The sequence below is a fragment of the Breznakiella homolactica genome (assembly GCF_016616095.2).
GTDB classification, from domain to species: Bacteria; Spirochaetota; Spirochaetia; order Treponematales; family Breznakiellaceae; genus Breznakiella; species Breznakiella homolactica.
Map to the genome: position 1 here is coordinate 996076 of NZ_CP067089.2, position 18327 is coordinate 1014402.

The 18327-nt window shown below is 54.3% G+C and carries 19 protein-coding genes; all 19 read right to left on the reverse strand.

The window, feature by feature from the left end:
- Window positions 1-333, reverse strand: a complete 333-nt coding sequence (locus JFL75_RS04750; RefSeq protein WP_215625543.1) for a hypothetical protein — start codon at window positions 331-333, stop codon at window positions 1-3.
- Entirely contained in the window at window positions 314-2275 is a 1962-nt protein-coding gene (locus JFL75_RS04755; RefSeq protein ID WP_215625544.1) for a FapA family protein, read from the reverse strand. The genes JFL75_RS04750 and JFL75_RS04755 overlap by 20 nt, the downstream gene beginning before the upstream one ends.
- A 12-nt stretch (window positions 2276-2287) precedes the next feature.
- Window positions 2288-3076 (reverse strand): RNA polymerase sigma factor WhiG, encoded by a 789-nt coding sequence (whiG, locus tag JFL75_RS04760; protein ID WP_215625545.1) that lies wholly within the window; start codon window positions 3074-3076, stop codon window positions 2288-2290.
- A gap of 3 nt (window positions 3077-3079) precedes the next feature.
- Entirely contained in the window at window positions 3080-3868 is a 789-nt protein-coding gene (locus tag JFL75_RS04765; protein ID WP_215625546.1) for a hypothetical protein, read from the reverse strand.
- Between the two features lie 69 nt (window positions 3869-3937).
- A complete protein-coding gene (locus JFL75_RS04770; protein ID WP_215625547.1) occupies window positions 3938-4834 on the reverse strand; it encodes a MinD/ParA family protein in 897 nt (298 codons plus the stop codon).
- A gap of 2 nt (window positions 4835-4836) precedes the next feature.
- A complete protein-coding gene (flhF, locus tag JFL75_RS04775; RefSeq protein WP_215625548.1) occupies window positions 4837-6063 on the reverse strand; it encodes a flagellar biosynthesis GTPase FlhF in 1227 nt (408 codons plus the stop codon).
- Between the two features lie 100 nt (window positions 6064-6163).
- Window positions 6164-8254, reverse strand: a complete 2091-nt coding sequence (flhA, locus tag JFL75_RS04780; protein ID WP_215625549.1) for a flagellar biosynthesis protein FlhA — start codon at window positions 8252-8254, stop codon at window positions 6164-6166.
- Window positions 8255-8274: 20 nt separating this feature from the next.
- Window positions 8275-9378, reverse strand: coding sequence for a flagellar biosynthesis protein FlhB (gene flhB, locus JFL75_RS04785; RefSeq protein ID WP_215628718.1), 1104 nt, complete (start codon window positions 9376-9378; stop codon window positions 8275-8277).
- 131 nt (window positions 9379-9509) lie between these two features.
- Complete coding sequence (gene fliR, locus JFL75_RS04790) at window positions 9510-10310, reverse strand: flagellar biosynthetic protein FliR (protein ID WP_215625550.1); 801 nt, start codon at window positions 10308-10310, stop codon at window positions 9510-9512.
- Between the two features lie 2 nt (window positions 10311-10312).
- The gene (fliQ, locus tag JFL75_RS04795) at window positions 10313-10582 is read right to left on the reverse strand and encodes a flagellar biosynthesis protein FliQ (RefSeq protein WP_215625551.1); all 270 of its coding nucleotides are present in this window, start codon (window positions 10580-10582) and stop codon (window positions 10313-10315) included.
- Between the two features lie 10 nt (window positions 10583-10592).
- Complete coding sequence (fliP, locus tag JFL75_RS04800; RefSeq protein WP_215625552.1) at window positions 10593-11402, reverse strand: flagellar type III secretion system pore protein FliP; 810 nt, start codon at window positions 11400-11402, stop codon at window positions 10593-10595.
- 2 nt (window positions 11403-11404) lie between these two features.
- On the reverse strand, window positions 11405-12025 hold the full coding sequence (gene fliO, locus JFL75_RS04805) for a flagellar biosynthetic protein FliO (protein WP_215625553.1): 621 nt from the start codon (window positions 12023-12025) through the stop codon (window positions 11405-11407).
- Window positions 12026-12113: 88 nt separating this feature from the next.
- On the reverse strand, window positions 12114-13235 hold the full coding sequence (gene fliN, locus JFL75_RS04810) for a flagellar motor switch protein FliN (RefSeq protein WP_215625554.1): 1122 nt from the start codon (window positions 13233-13235) through the stop codon (window positions 12114-12116).
- Window positions 13232-14263 carry a flagellar motor switch protein FliM gene (gene fliM / locus JFL75_RS04815; RefSeq protein ID WP_215625555.1) on the reverse strand — a complete coding sequence of 344 codons (1032 nt, stop codon included), beginning with the start codon at window positions 14261-14263 and terminating at the stop codon, window positions 13232-13234. Before fliM ends, fliN begins: the two co-directional genes overlap by 4 nt.
- Window positions 14264-14438: 175 nt before the next feature.
- Complete coding sequence (locus JFL75_RS04820) at window positions 14439-14993, reverse strand: flagellar basal body-associated FliL family protein (protein WP_215625556.1); 555 nt, start codon at window positions 14991-14993, stop codon at window positions 14439-14441.
- 85 nt (window positions 14994-15078) lie between these two features.
- Window positions 15079-15807, reverse strand: coding sequence for a flagellar motor protein MotB (gene motB / locus JFL75_RS04825; protein WP_215625557.1), 729 nt, complete (start codon window positions 15805-15807; stop codon window positions 15079-15081).
- A 5-nt stretch (window positions 15808-15812) separates the two neighbouring features.
- The gene (locus JFL75_RS04830) at window positions 15813-16595 is read right to left on the reverse strand and encodes a motility protein A (RefSeq protein ID WP_215625558.1); all 783 of its coding nucleotides are present in this window, start codon (window positions 16593-16595) and stop codon (window positions 15813-15815) included.
- A 6-nt stretch (window positions 16596-16601) separates the two neighbouring features.
- Window positions 16602-16799 (reverse strand): flagellar FlbD family protein, encoded by a 198-nt coding sequence (locus JFL75_RS04835; protein ID WP_215625559.1) that lies wholly within the window; start codon window positions 16797-16799, stop codon window positions 16602-16604.
- A 123-nt stretch (window positions 16800-16922) separates the two neighbouring features.
- On the reverse strand, window positions 16923-18323 hold the full coding sequence (flgE, locus tag JFL75_RS04840) for a flagellar hook protein FlgE (protein ID WP_215625560.1): 1401 nt from the start codon (window positions 18321-18323) through the stop codon (window positions 16923-16925).
- Window positions 18324-18327 lie beyond the last annotated feature (4 nt).

Sequence of the window (18327 nt, forward strand, 5' to 3'; positions counted from 1 at the left end):
CTAACCGCTCACGTCGATATTTTTCCCCAGATCGGGGTCCCGGACAACCTGCAGACGGCTTTCTTCCGGCCCGGAAGATTCGGGGTCTTTTTTCTTTTCCTCGGATTCCTCATCGGCGTTTTTTTTGGGATCCCTGTCTTTAATCCGTTCGGTTCCGTCTCCCGTATCCTGGGTTTCATTGACCGACTTGATGCGTTCTTCGGTCTTTTTCTGGATCTGCGCGCCCTGAAGCGCCTGCTGGATCTGGGTTCCTTCTTTCTGTTCGGCCTGGGTCTTGCCGACCTTGTCCAGCTGGGAAAAGAGCGCCTGCAGATCAATCGGCTGTATAGCCATCGGGGCCCCGCTTTACATCCTCATCCGGTTCTTCATATTTCGTAACCCTGATAAGGCTGTCCTCAAGGATAAACGTAACCGCTTTGTAATCGTTACGGACATCTTCTTTGACATCCCGGATAACGATTTTAACACCGGGATACACCCGCGAAGAGGCGGATACCTTGCCCCGGGTCTTGAGACTGTTGAGATATTCCTGGGTCACCTCAAGGTCCTTGGCGATTTTTGTCATATCCCCCATGATCTGCTCACGCTTGTCCATGAGTTCGTGCATGTAGGCTTCTTTATCTTCCGGAAGGGATTTGCGCTGCTTTTTTATATTTATCAGAGTCTGAAGGTTAAGCTGGATCTCTTCGAGCTGTTTTTCGGCGGCGGCCTTGGCTTCGCCGAGTTTGTCCAGTTTTTCCTTTTCCTTCGGATCGTATCCGACTTCACAGATTGTTTCGGTGCCGCTCATGGGGCTGCCGATAACCTTCGCGTTTATTTCCTCGGAAGCCCGGAGCCGTCCGCCGACGATATTTGCCCGCTTGCCCTGGCAGATAATCCGTTTATTGGCATCCACCTGGGAATTGACGATTCCGTCGGAAACAACAACCATGTTTCCCGCCTCGACAATGCCGTTCTCAATGAACCGCGCCCAGATGGAACGGCCGGCCCGTACCATACCGCCGCTTTTTCCGGTTATGCCCTGGTGGACAATAATGTCCCCTTCGGCGTCGAGTTCGGCCTTTTCCACGGTTCCGTGCACTTCGATGTTTCCGGCGGCCTTTACGGAAAAACCGTCTTCCACGTTTCCGGTGATGAGAACCGTTCCCAGGAAGATGATATTGCCGGTTTTAAGGTTAACATCGCCCTGGACAGTGTACACCGGTTCAACATTGATCTTGCCGCCGATGATCACCACCTGGCCGTTCATGTCCGCGATGATGGTATTCTGGTCGTCCGAAACATGGACATTCTTCCCCAGGGGCAGAGCGATATCCCGGCCGTTTTTCGCGGGGATTATCTTGCCGGTCACCGTTCGTCCCGGGGTTCCCCGTTCGGCCTCGACCTTGCGGGCCAGGGGCTGGCCTTCCACCACATTCTGGATAATATTCAGTTCTTTGAAATCAACTTTTCCGTTGGCCCCTTCCCTGAGTTTAACCTTGGTCTGATCGGTCTCGAAGTTGTACTGCATGTAGGCGTCCCGTCCGTTGACCGGACGGGAACCTTCGGCCACAGCGACCATTTCCTTGTATGTGGGCCGGTCCGCGAAGGTTCTGAGGAATTCTTCGTTTACTCCGTAAATAACCCGGTTGTTCCGCAGCAGGCTGAGGTAGGTCTCCGCGGACAGGTCGCTCCCGCCAAATCCCGGAGGCGTAACGTATATGTACGCCTTCATATCCTGTTCGGAAATATCCACCGAAACCACGGTATCGTTCATGGGATTTACCTTGAAGGTTCCCACTTTTACGTATTCCCCCGAAGCCTTCTGGACCACTTCCTTGACAAGCTTCGGATCGATGTCCTTTACACCCCGGGCGCTGAGGGCGTCCGTCGCCTGGGATTCGCGGGCGTTTTTCCCGGAACCCACCGGCGGAATTACCTTGAGGAAGGCGCCCTCGGGGCTCAGGTGGACAAAGACATCACCGTCCCGGTCCTCAATAACCGGAGAAACTATTTCGATATCGCCGTCGTCGGATTCAACGGATCCCGCCTGTTTCTTTTCCGCCGTCCGTTCATAGGCCCGGATTTTCCAAGCCTTCTTCCCGGAGCCCATAAAACCGGGGGAGCCTTTTTCGGTTATTTCATATTCAATCCGGCGGACCGGCACACCGAGAAGAGTCGCCGCTTCGGCGACAGCATCCTCCAGGGTCGCGCCTTCCGCATCCACGGTCCGGATGCCGCGGTCCCGCTCCAAGTGTTCCTTCATTATTTCCTGAAGCCGGACAAAATCGACCATACCAGGATCCCCTTATACAATGCCCTTGCGGATATTGGTGAGTTTTGCGCGGAGACGCAGTATGGCCTTGGTATGCAGCTGGGAAACCCGTGATTCGGTAACCTGCAGAACCTGTCCTATTTCTTTGAGGGTGAGGTCTTCGTAATAGTACAGAACGAGTATCTTTTTTTCCTTGTCCGGGAGCTCATTGATGGAATCAATGATGACCCGGCGGATTTCTTCTTTTTCGACAATTACATCGGGATTGAGGCTCGAAGGTGATTCGATACTGTCCCCGATGGAGACTTTGTCGTTTTCATCCCCGGAGAACCATACATCGCTCAGGGAAAGCACCGAGGTCCCGGATATTTTCATCATGGTTTTGAGGAATTCATCCTCATTCATTCCCATGGAATGGGCGATTTCCTGATCCGTGGCGGTACGGCCAAGCTGGGCTTCCAGAGAGCCGATGGCCTCTTCCACTTCCTTGGTTTTCTGCCGGACCGACCGGGGAACCCAGTCGATCGAACGGAGCTCATCGAAAATAGCTCCCCGTATTCTGGTAACCGCGTAGGTTTTGAATTTTACGTTTTTATTGGGATCGAATTTATCAATGGCATCGAGAAGCCCGAAAACTCCGAATCCCACAAGATCATCGAATTCAACATTGTGGGGCATACCGACCGCGACTTTTCCCGCGACGTATTTTACCAAAGGAGCGTATTGTTTTATAAAAGCTTCACGTATTTTGGGATCCCGGTCCTTATGATATAGTATCCAAAGTTCCTCTTCTGTTTTCTGTTCCAGGAGGACATTCCCCATAATCTATCCTTTCTGATCTCTTCTTAATATGGTTTGTATGGCGGAGGCCATCTCTTTTACATTAAAATCCCCGGAGGAGGACGCCTTGCCGGAGGAGGATCCGCTGACCGGCGGGAATCCATCATCAGGAAGGAAGGTTCCCGCGTCGTCGGAGCCTTCGTCCCCGTCGCCTTCCGGAGCGAACGCATCGGACATCAGCTCCAGATCCGGAAGGGTATCCACCGAATCCGCAGTTCCCGGCCCAGGTACCGCCGCAGGGGCATCCTGCGGTACGGACGCAGCCCGTTGTTCGGTTTTTCCCTCAATATTATTATATCCCGCTTCCGTCGTCTGGTCCAGACCTGGGGTAAATTCCAGTGTTTTATCGTCATTTTTTCCGTTTTCTTCACCGGAATTCAGGTAATTTTCCTCTTCGTCCCCGGTTTCCATCCCAAATCCGCCGGCATCCCCGGGTTTTTCCGCCCGGGCGGGAGGAGAATCGCCGCCGGAGATGGTTTCTCCCGCCGGAGTATCGTCACCGCTGTCAACGGAAATATCGATACGCGAGCCCGGTGACGGCAACCCGTCGGAATCCTCAAGATCCGGCTCATCCGGTGCTTTTGTTTCAAGCAGTTCCGGAATAAACTGGTTCACCGCCCAGTACGCGGCGGCGGCGAGGATAAAAAAGAGCGCGGCGAATATAAAGGCCCGCAGCACAATAAACCCGAAGCTGCTTCCGCTGAAAAACCCTACCAGGAGAGACAGAATAAACGCAGCCCCCGCCGCTACAGCGCTGATTTTAAGATTAAACACTTAAAAATTCCCTTCCCCTTATAAAACTATGCCATCCCCGGCCCGCAGTCAAGAAAAGCTTCACCGAAGTTACGTCCTGCCGAAGAGCCGCCGTATCATGTTGCCGAAGCCGCCGCTATCCCGGAGATCGCTTTTTTCCATACGGCCCACAATATGCTGAATGCACTGGGAAGCCTTGCACTTGGGGTCAACCACCATAAACGGCCGCTGGCGCAGCACCGCCTGGGATACCGCGGGATCATCGTAAATAAAACCAAGGTAATCCACCTTGAGGTTGAGGAACTGGCCGGCGATGGTGGTCATCCGGTCGGCGACTTTTTTTGCTTCCATCACGGTTTTTACCCGGTTAACCACAAGCTTCAGCCCCATGTTGAGGCTGTCGATTTCGGTGGCGATTATTTTTATGATGCCGTAGGCATCGGTGATGGCCGTGGGTTCCGGGGTGGTTACGATAACCGCGTCATCCGCGGCGGCGATGAAATCAAGGACATTGCTTGAAACCCCGGCGCTGGTATCAATGATGATGATATCCGCGTCCGACAGGGTGTTGAGTTCCTCAATAAAATTCTGCCGTTCCTCTTCGGTGAGGTTCGCTATTTTGGAAAACCCCGAAGCGCCCGCCACGATCCTGATTCCGTATTCGGTCTGCTGGATAATCTCCTGCATGGTCTTCTGGTTGCGGATAACATGGTACAGGTTGAATTTGGGAATCATATTCAGCATGACATTGACGTTTGCCAGGCCCAGGTCGGCGTCCATGACCACCACCTTTTTGCCCAGCCGGGCGTAGGCCAGGGCCATGTTTACGGAAATATTGGTTTTTCCCACACCGCCTTTTCCGCTGGTCACGGTAATGATCCGGGTCTGCCGGGAATTTTTATCGGTATTTTTCTTCGCGGGGGAACCATCCTGCTGGTCGTTTTTCTGCCGCATCATCTCCCGCAGTTTTTCTGCCTGATCTGCCATGGTTATCTCCAATTAATTTTTTCTAATTCGCCGCCCGGAAAACGGCTTTCGATGCTTTGCCGGTTAATGCGGAAGCCCTCAAGGTTCACCAGGAACTTAACGATACTGGCCCGCTGGATATCCATGGGCACCCGCTGTCCGTCGGTAATATACGATACGGATTTTCCTTTGTCGGAAAGGGCGCTCACCACGTTTCCGACCCGGATGGTCTCGTCCAGTTTGGTCACGATCACCGACCGGTACCCGAAGGGTTCAAACTGCTGGAGAACTTCCTTTATATCACTGGATTTTGTGCTTGCCGCCACCGCCAGATGGACCTCCGCGGAGGAGCCGCACACCGAGAGGAGCTGCTTCATTTCCGCGAGTTTTATGGTATCCCGGGGACTTTTACCGATGGTGTCGATAAGGATCAGGTCGACGTCGTTGGAATACAGGGCTATGGTCTTCCTGAGGTCGTCGTAGTTTTCGACGCATGAAACCGGAATGCCCATGATGTTCCCGTAGGTTTCAATCTGCTGTTTCGCGGCGATGCGGTAATTGTCGATGGTGATCATCCGTACCGAGAGCGGATGGGCGCCGGTGCTGCCGATCCCGTAAATGGCGGCAAGTTTTGCGATGGTGGTGGTTTTGCCCACCCCGGTGGGTCCTACCAGGACCAGGATCCTGGGCCGGGTGTGGAAGGTATCTTCCGCGTAAATCGTAATGCTTTCGCCGATCCATTCCACCACGGTACTCTGGACCAAATCGTAATCATCCAGGGCATCCAGGGAAAATTCCTTTTTTATGCGGTCCAGGATTTCCCGGGTATAGGACGGGGTAAAATCGTTGAGGGCGAGAATTTCCGCGATACGGCTGATGGTCTGGTGGTCCTCGCCGGAGTTCGCCGTATGGGATACCGACTCCATCCGTTCCTTCAGGTCCCGGACCTCACTGAGAACGAGCTGAAGGGTCGGGTCGCTTTTGCTCTGGGCAAGGATCTTCTGCTTTTCCTCTTCAAAGTCCAGGGGCTTTTTGACCGTTGTTTCGGTTTCGAATCCGTACTTGGGATAGGCATTGGACAGTATTCCCGTAACTTCAACTCCCTCACGGGTAAACATCCCCAAAAACCCGCCGATGCGGATTTTTTCCTGGGTCATGACTTTGACTTTTTTGCCGTATTTTTCATACTTTTCGCGCATCTTTCTGAGGCAGTCTTCATAGGATTCGCCCTGTTCCTTGATTATTTCCATATCCGGTTCCTTTTATTTTCGTCTTTTTTACATACATTCCGGCGCAACGGTAATAGTCCGCAGCGGGAGCCGGCCCCGCGCCTCACGGTATTCATACCGTTCACGATTCCAACCGTATTTCGCCCACCGCTTCCACGGCGATATCCGGCACTATTTCCGGGACCGAAAGCACCACCAGGTCGGGAATTTCCCGTTCCGTGGATGATTTTACCAGGAAGCGGGCGGCCTCGGAACACAGGATTACCGGCAGCCATCCCTGTTCCTGCACCGCCGCCACCGAACGGGAGAGGGCTTTTATCCAGGCGTTGTGCAGCGCCGGTTCCATGGCGGACATAACCCCGGAGGACGTTTCTACCCGGCTTTCGACAATTTTCTGTTCCAGGGACTGGTCGATGGTGAGAACCCGGAGAACCCGGTCCTCATCGGAATACTGGAGACAGATCTGCCGGGCCAGGGCCTGCCTCGCCTTCTCGGTAAGAAACTGGATATCCTTGGTAACCGGGCCGTAATCCGCCAGGGCTTCCAGGATGGCAACCATGTTGCGGATGGAAACCTGCTCCTGCAGCAGGGCCTGGAGAACCTTCTGGACTTCCCCGAGGCTCAGGGACTTCTGGGCCTCATCAACCACCGCGGGATATTCCTTCCTGAGGGTATCCAGTATGGCCTGGGTTTCCTGGCGGCCCAGGATTTCCGAGGCGTGGCGTTTGATAATTTCCGTCAGATGGGTGGCGATTATCGAGGGCGGATCGACCACGGTATACCCTGCCCGTTCCGCCTGATCGCGCTTGTCCTCGCTTACCCAGAGCGCGGGAAGACCGAAAGCGGGGTCCCGGGTTTTCTCCCCGGGAATTTCCTCTTTTACCCCGCCGGGGTTGATGCAGAGATAATAGCCCATCCGGATCTTGCCGCGGCCGACATCGACTCCTTTTATTTTGAAACAGTATTCCGACGGTTCCAGGCGCATGTTGTCGATGATCCGGATCCGGGGAATTACAAGCCCCAGATCCAGGGCCGATTCCCGGCGGATCCGGTGGACCCGTTCCAGGAGTTCCGCCCCTTTATCCCGGTCAACCAGGGGTATGAGTCCGTACCCCAGTTCCAGGGAGAGAGGATCCAGGGGAACCACCGGGGACATTTCCCCGGTATCCTCCTTAGGTTTCTTGGCCTCCGCCGCGGCCTTGGCGGCGTCTTCATCCTTCCGGAGTTTGTTCCGGCCCAGCCGGTACGCCAGAAATCCCATGAGAACAGCCATGGGGATCAGTACGTACCAGGGGAATCCCGGCAGCAGGGCGAAACCCGCCAGGACAAAGGCACCGATCCAGTAGATCCGGGCGTCCCGGGAAAACTGGGTCGAAACATCGTCCCCGAAGGTTCCGTTGGAAACCGAACGGGTTACGATAATACCCGTGGCGGTCGATACCAGCAGAGCCGGGAACTGCGATAAAAGTCCGTCACCAATAGAAAAGGATATATACGTACTCAGCGCGGCGGATATGGGTTCCCCGTGGATGGCCACACCGATAATGATACCGCCCAGGATATTGATTACGGTTATAAGTATACCAATCTTAACGTTGCCGGAAACGAATTTGCTGGCGCCGTCCATGGCTCCGTAAAAGTCGACCTCCTGCTGGAGTTCGTTTTTCCGTTTGAAGGATTCCTCTTCGGAGATGGCGCCGGAATTATATTCCGCTTCGATGGCCATCTGTTTGCCCGGAAGGGCGTCCAGGGCGAACCGGGCCGCGACTTCCGCGATACGGGTTGATCCTTTGGTTATGACCACCGCCTGGACCGCGATGATAACGATAAAGATGATAAAGCCGACGACGAGACCTTCGGTCCCCCCGGATCCGACAACAAAGGTGGCAAAAGCCCGGACCATACGTCCGTCGAATTCCGCGCCCTTGTTCAGGATCTGCCGGGTGGATGAAACGTTCAGAGCCAGGCCGAAGACGGTGATCACCAGCAGTATGGTGGGGAATACGCTGAAGTCGGTGGCTTTTTTCGTGTACAGCACGATCAGGAGGATCAGCAGCGAGAGGACCAAGTTCAGCGCCATTAAGGCGTCCAGGAGCACCGTGGGGATGGGAATGATGAGCATCATCACCACCGCCACTACCCCCAGGGCAATGAACAGATCGGTGCGGTCCTTAAATAAGCTGCTTGATAAAACCCTGCGTGCGTCGGACATTTTACGGGTTCAGCTCCTTATTACGCGCCAACGCCGGCGGTTTTGCGGCGTTCTTCGTTAATTTTATATACCTGGGCCAGCACCGTGGCTATGGCCTGGTAATACGTTTCCGGTATGATGTCGCCGATTTCGGTTTCGGCAAACAGCGCCCGGGCCAGGGGTTTGTTTTCCACTGTGGGAACCCCGCTTTCCTCGGCGATGCGGCGGATTCTGAAGGCAACCTCATCGGCGCCCTTGGCGGTAACCATGGGCGCCGGCATGGTCCCCTGGTTCCATTCCAGGGCAACCGCGAAGTGGGTCGGGTTTGTGATGACCACATCAGCCTTTGGTACGTTGGCTACCATGTTCCGGGTCATGAGTTCCCGCATCCGCTGCCTGAGCCGGGATTTGATGAGCGGGTCCCCTTCGTACATTTTCCGTTCTTCCTTAACTTCCTGCTTGGTCATTTTGAGGGATTCCCGGTACTGCCATCGCTGGAAAAGAATATCCGGAATGGAAAGCGCCAGCAGCAGCAGGGCGACAATCAGGAGCAGCCGTATCGCCAGACCCGCCACCAGGGTTAACCCATTCCAGACCCCGGCGGTCTGGAGATTCGCCAGATCCTTGATTTTTGAGCGGATTATTACATAAGCCACAACACCGATAATGATCATCTTGATAATGGATTTGGCCAGGTTAAAGAGCGCTTCCATGGAAAAGAGGGTCCGCTTGAAGTACTGGCCGAACTTCGGGACTATCTTGGAGAAATTCGGTACCAGGGGTTTTGTGGTGAATAAAAAACCGGTCTGCACAAGGTTCGAGAATATCGCCGTCACCATGGCCACAATGGCGATGGGCAGGGCGAGTTTCGCCAGGTAAGTAAAAAACACCCGGGCGATAATACGGTCTTTGACGGGGTCCAGTTCCGTTGCCCGGAGGAAAAAGAACCGTATCATCTCGACAAAGGTCCGCAGCATATAGGGTGACAGAAACAGGATGGCCAGCGCGGGCAGCAGCAGCATCAGGGCGCCCACCAGTTCCTGGCTTTTGGCGACCCGTCCCTCTTCCCGGGCCTTGCGGATTTTATATTCCGACGGCTCCTCGGTCCGGCCTTCGTCCTCGGCGGCAAACCACTGGAGATCCATGGTAAGAGCCCTGATAAATTCCGGAGATCCGGCGTTGGAGTGCGGATCGCCGTCTCGTGGCGCGGGACAGCCTTCTTCAGCCTCCCGCCGGAACGGCAAGGCCGCATACGGTTCCAGACCCGAAAGCCGGATCATGCGGCACCTCCGATCTGATCACCGATCCGTATAAAGAGGGTTTCAAGACTTCTGAATCCGTCGTCAATGACCCGGCTGAAAGCCTCCACCATAAAAGGCATGGTGGCAAGGATCAGAACGAACGCCACGGTAATGGAAATGGGGAATCCTTCGGTAAGGATGTTTATCTGGGGAGCGGCCTTTGAAATGAGCCCCGTGGAAAGGGAGGTCAGAAACAGGGTCCCCAGGATCGGCATGGATATAATCATGGCGTCCAGAAAGAGCCGCGACAGTCCCCCCACCAGCATGGACACCACAGGCTCCCGCCCGTCGATGAGGCTGTACACACTGATGGTCTGCAGCGACCGCCAGAACCCGCCCAGAAAAAGCTCCCTGAAACCGCCCAGGGTTATGAATGTGAGCATTGCCACGAGGTTGAGGTACTGGCCCATGAGGGGGTTTTCGATCTGGGCCAGGGGATCAAAGGTTTCCGACGCCCCGAATCCCATCTGCAGGGAAAAGAACTGGCCGGCGGTGGAAAACGCCGAAAAGATTATGGTCATAAAAAAACCGATTATGATGCCGATTATCGCTTCCCCGATGACCAGCAGCACAAAAGTCAGCCCGTAGGGTTCAATATTCCAGCCGCTTACCAGGGCCGTGGGGAACGCGGCGTAGGCGGCGAATCCCGCCAGGGAAATCTTCGCCACCTGTGGAATAGCGTCCGATGAGAGAAGAGGCGCTGTTTCTACCATAGCCAATGCCCTGACCGCGATGAGGAGAAAGGCCGGGGCATAGGACAGAATTTCATCCAGCACGGTTACCTCGCCATCTGGGGAATCATTCTGAACAGCTGTACCGTATAATCTCCCAGGGATGTAAACATCCAGCCCCCCAGAAGTCCGAGAACCAGGAGTATGGCAAGAACCTTGGGAACAAAGGTCAGAGTCTGCTCCTGGATCGATGTGGTTGCCTGAATTATGGCAATCACCAGGCCCACAATAAGGGCCGTCAGGAGAAGCGGCGCCGCCAGCAGGATTACCTGCAGTATTCCGCCGCGGAGAAGGCTAACTACCTCACCGATACTCATGGCTCACCCCCTACACGAAGGAACGGACAATCTGTTCCGTCAGAAGCCCCCAGCCGTCAACAAGAATAAACAGTATGAGTTTAAAGGGCATCGAAATCATTACCGGCGGCAGCATTATCATACCCATGGACATAAGCGCGCTGGCAACCACCATATCTATTACAATAAAGGGAATATACAGCAGTATTCCTATTTTGAACGCCACCGTCAGTTCGTTCAGGATAAAGGCCGGGATCAGAACGTAGGTCGGAACATCCGCCAGGGTCTCCGGGCGGTCAAGGCCGCGCATGGCCATAAAAAGCCTGATATTGCCGGTGTTGCCCTGCATCTGGCGGTACATAAACAGGCGCACCGGAGCCTCGCCCTGGCGGTAGGCCTCTTCGGCCGTAACGGTTCCTTCCGAAAGGGGACGGAGGGAATTGGTATAGATATCCTCAAAGGTAGGCCACATAATAAAGATCGTTAAAAAGAGTGAAATTCCCAGAAGCACCTGGTTAGGGGGAACCTGCTGAAGGGAAAGCGCCCGTTTGATAAAATCCAGGACAATGGAAATCCGCAGGAAACTCGTCATCAGTATGATGATGCTCGGAGCCAGGGACAGAACCGTCAGGAGCAGTAAAAGCTGAACCGAAAAGGCTACTTCCTGCCCCGACTCAGGGCTGCGGATACTGAGATCGATAAAGGGGATTACCGGATCCGGAATCTCCATGGTACCGTCGGTGGACAATGCCGGAAACGGCTGGGATTGGGCGGAAACAGCCCCGGGAGCGATCACGGAAAACAGCAGAAGAGCGGCTAATGCAGCGGCAATACGTTTCATACCTACAGCCCTTTAAAGCGTTCCCGCCGCTTTTTGATGGTATCCGAAGAAGGCAGCTCCTCCTGGGAAACACCGGTCCCGCCGGTAAGCCTCCGGAATATGCTTTTGAAATCGAGGAACCGGGCGGCCCCGGCTTCGGCGTTTTTCCGGGACTCATCCAGGAGCATGGTATCGACGGTTTCTTTATCCTCAATTTCCGCGATCAGCGAAACACCGCCCTCCGCCGATCCCACAAGATAGGCTTTATCAGCGAGTGAGATAACATGGACATAGCGGTTGGAACCGAGGTGGGTGCTGGCCAGTATTTTTATCCGGCCGTCCTGCTGGGTTGGGGTCTTGTTAATTTTTTTGAGTAAGTAAACGATGCCGTAAATCGCCACGGCCACCAGGGCCAGCACGAGGATCATCCTGAGGACCGCCATAAAGGACGAAGTCCCTCCCTCTGCGGCGGGACCTTCCGCCGGGGTGTCGTCAAGAAGGAGCAGCGTCTCGTCGGGTCTGGCCGGGTCGGGGGATATTTCCGTCTGACCGGCAGATTGGTCCGTAACGGATTCCCCTGCGGGATCCTGAATTTGTGCGGATAGGCTTACACTGAACCATGCGGCGATAAAAACCGCAATCAAAAAGGTGCGAAGACGTCTCAGTTTTTCCCCTCCCAAGTACAAACTGAATTATTCTAAGCTCTATAATAAATTACTTTATCTTACTATTCTACCCCATTTCGGTCATTCTTTCCATAGGGGAAACGATTTCCGTTACGCGGACCCCGAAGTTTTCATCGATGACCACGACTTCCCCTTTGGCGATGAGCTTATGGTTGACCAGAATATCCACCGGTTCACCGGCCAGTTTATCGAGCTCGATAATAGTACCCTCGCCCATACCGAGGATTTCCTTGATCAGCTTTTTGGTCCGCCCCAGCTCTACGGTCATCTCCATGAAAACATCCATGATGAGACCGATATTTCCCTGTTCCTGGGGTGTTGCCTGCTGCTGGGTCAGGCCGGGGAACTGGACCGACTGGACGTTGGAGGGCTGGCCGCCCATGATAGGCATTCCTCCCATGTTCATGCCGCCCATGGCGGGCATACCGCCCATATTCATGGATCCCATGTTCATGCCGCCCATATCCATGCCGCCGAAGGAGGAACCCATATCCGGCATGGCCGCGGCCTGAGCGCCGCCGCCCAGGGCGGAGGCGATATCGGAAGCCACCGATGATCCGTATATTTCCCAGAGCGGCACCGTGCCGCCGTCCCCCAGATCCATCTGGTAGGTCGCGGCCATAAAGCTTCCGCCGGGCAGCGCCGCGACGGCTTTAGGGACATTTGCCGCTTCCGGGGACATGGCGGCGATATTTTTATTGCCCGTTTTGTCCGTCAGCGAAGTGATCTGGGTTCCGGTTATCTGGGAAACGACTTCTCCGATAACGGATAAGGCCATTTCATCGAGCTCAATGTTTTCTTCTTTGTTCATCAGGGCGGCGATTTTTTTCGCCGTTTCTTCGCCCATGATAAACATATGATCACCGGGAAAACCGGAGGTAAAATCGGCTTTAACCACGGTGACCGTATCCGGCAGTTTCTGGAGAAACGATTCCCGGTCGGCGGAATCCACCGAGGGACCGCTCAGGGAAACCTGCGCGCCGGTCATCATAGCCAAATTCGACGACAGGACATTAACCGTGGAAGAAAGGAATTCCTCCAGCCTGTTTTTATCCGCGCCGCCCTGGGGGGACGCCGGAGCCGCTCCGGGGCTTCCCCCGAGGCTTGAAGAATCTACCCCTGCCAGCAGAGCATCAATTTCATCTTGAGAAAGAGCGCCGTCGCTCATAATGCTTCCTCCCCTTCGGATGTGAGCTCTTCGAATTCTTCCTGCTCAAGCTCAGCAATTTTCTTAATAATCTGTATAGCCATTTTTTTTCCGATAACCCCTGGTCTGCAAAGGAACTTTTTCTTGTTCCCGATATTAAGGGAAAAGGGATCCCCTACCCGTACATTGTACAGCCGGACCACATCTCCGATCCTGAGGGACAGAACATCCCGTACCGGAACATTTATTTTTCCGATTTCGGCTACTACATTAACATCGACGTTTGAGAGCTTATCCTTGAGAATGTTTAGATTTTCCGTGGTTGTTCCCCGGCGGACCGAAGAATACCAGTACTGGGCCGACAGTTTCCCGATGATAGGCTCAATGGTAATATAGGGGATGCAGAAATTCATCATCCCCTCCACATCGCCGACCTTGGTTTCCAGGGTAACGAGGACCACCATTTCCGTGGGAGGGACAATCGAGGCGAACTGCGGGTTGGTATCGATCTGGCCGAGCCGGGGCCTGAGGTCAATCACCTGGGCCCAGGCTTCCCGCATGTTGCCGAGGATACGGACAATGATGCCCTCCATAACGGAGGTCTCGATATCCGTCAGTTCGTGCTGTGCCTTTGTCCCCTCTCCGGTCCCGCCGAAAAGGCGGTCAATAATTGAAAAAGTAACCGCCGGGTCGATTTCCAGGATGGCGTTGCCCTTAAGGGGGTCCATGTTTATTATGGCCAGGGTGGTAGGCGTCGGAATGGAACGGATAAATTCCTCATAGGTCAGCTGGTCCACCGACGCGACGTGGACATGGACAAGACTCCGCAGGGTCGCCGAAAGGCTCGTGGTCGTAAGGCGGGCAAAGGTTTCGTGCATGATCGAAACCGTACGGATCTGTTCTTTGGAAAATTTGTCCGGCCGCTTGAAGTCGTATATTTTTATCTTGCGGGTATCCGCGGCGGGCCTGAAATCCTCGGGCTCCGTATCGCCGGCGTTTATCGCGGTGAGCAGCTGATCAATTTCTTCCTGGGACAGGACTTCCGTCATATTCCCCAATCCGCCTCATAAAATTTTAGGCATCTATTCCCAATGCCATCCCCATATACAGGTATGGAGAATCACCCCGCGGGATGATTCTCTCAAGACTGAGCCTCACAAGTAAGTTCGGAGTTTTTAACCTGGTAAAAAACTCCGGGACGAAAACCGCCGGCGGTTATTTTCGTCACATTTCCATGATATCCAGCTGCGTAAATACCACCATGCGGATCTTGGCTTTTTCCAGGATCCTGGTATTCAGAGCCTCCATGATCTCCTGCTTGAGCCGCGCCTCGTTCTCCGGCTGGAGATCCGCGGCGCTTTTTGAGTTAAAGAAACTCCGGGTAAAATCCCTCAGCTCATACAGGCGGTTGGTCAGTTCCGTCTGGGCGTTTTTATCGTTCATATCGTAGCCCAAAACCATGTTGACCACCACCGAATACGGCGTGGGGTCATTGGTACGGGTCCGCACCACCCCAACGGCGGTAAACATGGAATACTGGGGACGGCGGCCCACGTAGGGGTCGGTTTCGGAAACCACCGTCTGGGACCGGCCGCCGCGGTTCAAAATATTGAACGTTATTACCGCCACGGTTACGATAAAAATAAGCGCCCCCAATCCAATGGCAACAAACTTAAGAATATTGGGAAGCAGAGAACCTAAACCGGAAGATTTTTTCGGTGAGCTGTCTAATCCTACGGAGTCACCGCCATCGAGATCAAGCTCATCATCATCAGACATGATTACAATACCTCCGATTTTATTTTTATAGTATATGATATCTTAATTATATGCAAATCTTTATCTTTTTTTTGTGTTATGCTCACTAGAGGTGTCCTTCGTCCAGAATGATAATATCCACCCGCCGGTTGTAGGCGCGGCCTTCCGCGGTCGCGTTGGAGGCGATGGGTACGGTATCGGCGAATCCCGCAACCTGGAACCGGTTTTCGTCCACACCGAGGTCGGTCAGGTATTTGAGTACGCTGAGGGACCGCTGCACGGAAAGATTCCAGTTTGTGCCCCAGGGACCGTTCGGGTCGGTGGGTTCCGAGTCCGTATGCCCCTCTATCCTGAATTTCCGCCCCCGCAGATCATCGGAAACGAGCAGCGTCCCGAGTCTGAGCAGGATATCCCTGGTTTCCTCAATGTTTATCTGGGCGCTGGCGGGATTAAAAAACGCATCCGACGCGAGGCTTATAATCAGTCCCCGCTCATCGGAACTGACCCTGACTTTGTTGGACCGTATCTCCGGGTTGAACAGACTTATGGCTTTGGTTTTTGCCGTGGACAGGGACCGACCCCGTTCCATTGACGGAAGCTGCATTATGGTATTGCCGAGATCGGCGTTCCGGCCGCTGGAAAGGGTATTTCCCCCTTCGGACGCGCCCATACCGATATTGTTCAGCGAGGAAATCATCTGCTGGAGCTGTACTTCGTCAATTTCCGAAACATTAAACAGCGCGGCAAAGAAGCACAGCAGCAGGGTAACCATGTCGGAGTACGTGACGATCCAGTCGCCGCCCGCTTTTTCCTCTTCCCGTTTCTTCCTCGCCATAATTATTAATCCTTGAGTATCTCGGATTCAACCGATTTGCGGTCCGTGGGGCTGAGGTAGGTAAGCAGCTTCATACCGAGAATCCGGGGATTGTCGCCGGCCTGTATGGAGAGAACCCCCTCGATAACCATTTCCTTGACCTGCGCTTCCATGGCGTCATGGGTTCTCAGTTTTCCCGCCATAGGAATAAACAGAACGTTGGCCATGATTGCGCCGTACAGGGTGGTGATAAGGGCGACCGCCATGTTGGGGCCGATGGCGCTTTTGTCTTCCAGGTTTTTCATCATGGCTATAAGACCGACGACGGTCCCGATCATACCGAGACCGGGAGCCAGGGTGGCCCAGGCGTTGACGATGCCGATTTTCGCGGCGTGGCGGCCCTGGATCTGGTTGAGTTCCGTTTCCATGAGCACCCGGATAATTTCCGCGTCGGTGCCGTCCACCACCAGGCGCAGGCCTTTTTTCATAAACTCGTCGTCAAGGTCCTCCAGTTCTTCTTCCAGGGCCAGAAGACCTTCACGGCGGGCTTTGTCGGAGAAAGCCATCAGCTTGGTGATAATATCTTTTTCTTTATAATCCTGAATTCTGAACACCCGGCCCAGGGTTTTGAAGATGCCCAAAGCCTCCGAAAGGGAGGCGTTCAGCATGAGGGCAAAATACGAACCGAGAACGGTCATTAAGAATGAGGGAATGTCAACGTAGGTTAATAACGATCCACCAGAAGTTACGATGGCCATGAATATCATGGCCATTGCGCCAATAATACCTATTAGGCTCGCTATATCCATAGCCGGCTACTCCTCATTTTTAAAACCGCCGATACGGCCGCGGTATTCAAGTATTCTGTCAATAATAACGGGTATTTTCTCCCGGACAATGATATGCTTCCCGGAAAGCATAAGCAGGGTCGTATCGGGACACATCTCAATGGACTCGATCTGGTGGGGATTTATGTAATATTCCATTCCGTCCAAACGGGTCACTTTTATCATTATAACACCGGAACCTGCAACAACTCCATACCAGGATGGAATTTAATAATTCCATACCGGCAATTTAACGGTTTTTTCCGAAAAACCGCTGTCAAACCGGCATGGAACTAAACTTTATCATACTTACCGCTTAAGGGTTAAGAGTTCCTGCAGCAGCTGATCCGCGGTCTGTATGGTCTTTGAGTTGGCCTGGAACCCCCGCTGGGTGATGATCATGTCGGTAAACTGCTCGGCCATGTCCACGTTGGACATTTCCAAGGTACCGGCGATGATCTTGCCTTTCCCCGCGATCCGGGCCGGGCCGATATTGGCCATCCCCGAGTTGGTGGATACCACGTAGTTGTTTTCACCGGATTTCTCAAGCCCGCCCTGGTTGGTAAAGCTCGCCAGAGCGACCTGGCCGATGGTCCGGTTGGTCCCGTTGGAGTACACCCCGGTGATGGTACCGTTCTGGTCGATCTTGAAGTTTTCAAGATATCCCATGGTATAGCCGTCCTGGATGATAGCCTTGGTGGAACTGGCTTCCGCGTACTGGGTGATGGTGTTAACCAGACCGCCCACGGTTCCGAGGTTCAGGGCGAATTCCTGGCGGACCAGTTCGCCGTCTTCCCCGGGGGTCGCCGACTGCACGTCAAAGGCCACCATCATGGTCACATCACCTTCGAGGGGTGATGTATTGCCGGCGGCGTCCACGACGCCCGCCAGGGTCCCCATGTTGGAAAAGTTCACCGTAAAGGTATTGCCTTCCCCCACCGCGGGAGCCGCGTCACCGAGACCCACTGACGTGTTGGTGGGATCCGCGAATTCCGGGTCCACCGTGACCGTGGCGGTCCAGCTGTTGTTTTCCCCGGGAACCCGGGTGAATTCCACTGACATGATATGTTCCTGGCCGAAGCTGTCGTACACCTTGATCTCGGTACCCCAGGTTCCGCGGATAGCATCCGCCTGGCTGGCGCCTTCGAGAATTTCCGGGGTCCGCTTGTCCAGGTTACAGGCAAAGTTGACCATGGTGGTTGCCCGGGCGGGATCCTTTGACCCAACAGGAATAATGAGATCCTCCACTTCCCGGGAAACATCCATGGAGACCACTCCGTCGATTTCCCGGGCCATCCAGCCCTGGACCCGCATACCGTTGGCGGGATTCACCAGGGTGCCGTTCTGGTCGAGCCCGAAAGCGCCCGCCCTGGTAAACATGGTCTGACTGCCGCTTTTCAGCACGAAAAATCCCGTTCCCTGGATAGCCAGGTCCGTTCCCACACCGGTGGTCTGGAGGGACCCCTGGGTGTGGATCGTATCGATGGAAGCGACCTGCATACCGAGACCGACTTCCTTGGGGTTCACACCGCCCACATCCTCGGTGGGACGGGCGGCTCCGGACAGCTGCTGGTACAGCAGATCCTGGAAGTTGACCCGGTTCTTTTTAAAACCCGTGGTATTGATATTGGCGATATTATTGCCGATCACATCCATTCGGGTCTGATGATTCTGAAGCCCGGCTACGCCGGAAAACATTGACCGCATCATACCG

Coding starts and splice junctions, on each gene's coding strand:
- JFL75_RS04750 (WP_215625543.1), bottom strand. CDS start 333: ATGGCTATACAGCCGATTGATCTGCAGGCGCTCTTTTCCCAGCTGGAC.
- JFL75_RS04755 (WP_215625544.1), bottom strand. CDS start 2,275: ATGGTCGATTTTGTCCGGCTTCAGGAAATAATGAAGGAACACTTGGAG.
- whiG (WP_215625545.1), bottom strand. CDS start 3,076: ATGGGGAATGTCCTCCTGGAACAGAAAACAGAAGAGGAACTTTGGATA.
- JFL75_RS04770 (WP_215625547.1), bottom strand. CDS start 4,834: ATGGCAGATCAGGCAGAAAAACTGCGGGAGATGATGCGGCAGAAAAAC.
- flhF (WP_215625548.1), bottom strand. CDS start 6,063: ATGGAAATAATCAAGGAACAGGGCGAATCCTATGAAGACTGCCTCAGA.
- flhA (WP_215625549.1), bottom strand. CDS start 8,254: ATGTCCGACGCACGCAGGGTTTTATCAAGCAGCTTATTTAAGGACCGC.
- flhB (WP_215628718.1), bottom strand. CDS start 9,378: ATGGATCTCCAGTGGTTTGCCGCCGAGGACGAAGGCCGGACCGAGGAG.
- fliQ (WP_215625551.1), bottom strand. CDS start 10,582: ATGAGTATCGGTGAGGTAGTTAGCCTTCTCCGCGGCGGAATACTGCAG.
- fliP (WP_215625552.1), bottom strand. CDS start 11,402: ATGAAACGTATTGCCGCTGCATTAGCCGCTCTTCTGCTGTTTTCCGTG.
- fliN (WP_215625554.1), bottom strand. CDS start 13,235: ATGAGCGACGGCGCTCTTTCTCAAGATGAAATTGATGCTCTGCTGGCA.
- fliM (WP_215625555.1), bottom strand. CDS start 14,263: ATGACGGAAGTCCTGTCCCAGGAAGAAATTGATCAGCTGCTCACCGCG.
- JFL75_RS04820 (WP_215625556.1), bottom strand. CDS start 14,993: ATGTCTGATGATGATGAGCTTGATCTCGATGGCGGTGACTCCGTAGGA.
- motB (WP_215625557.1), bottom strand. CDS start 15,807: ATGGCGAGGAAGAAACGGGAAGAGGAAAAAGCGGGCGGCGACTGGATC.
- JFL75_RS04830 (WP_215625558.1), bottom strand. CDS start 16,595: ATGGATATAGCGAGCCTAATAGGTATTATTGGCGCAATGGCCATGATA.
- JFL75_RS04835 (WP_215625559.1), bottom strand. CDS start 16,799: ATGATAAAAGTGACCCGTTTGGACGGAATGGAATATTACATAAATCCC.
- flgE (WP_215625560.1), bottom strand. CDS start 18,323: ATGATGCGGTCAATGTTTTCCGGCGTAGCCGGGCTTCAGAATCATCAG.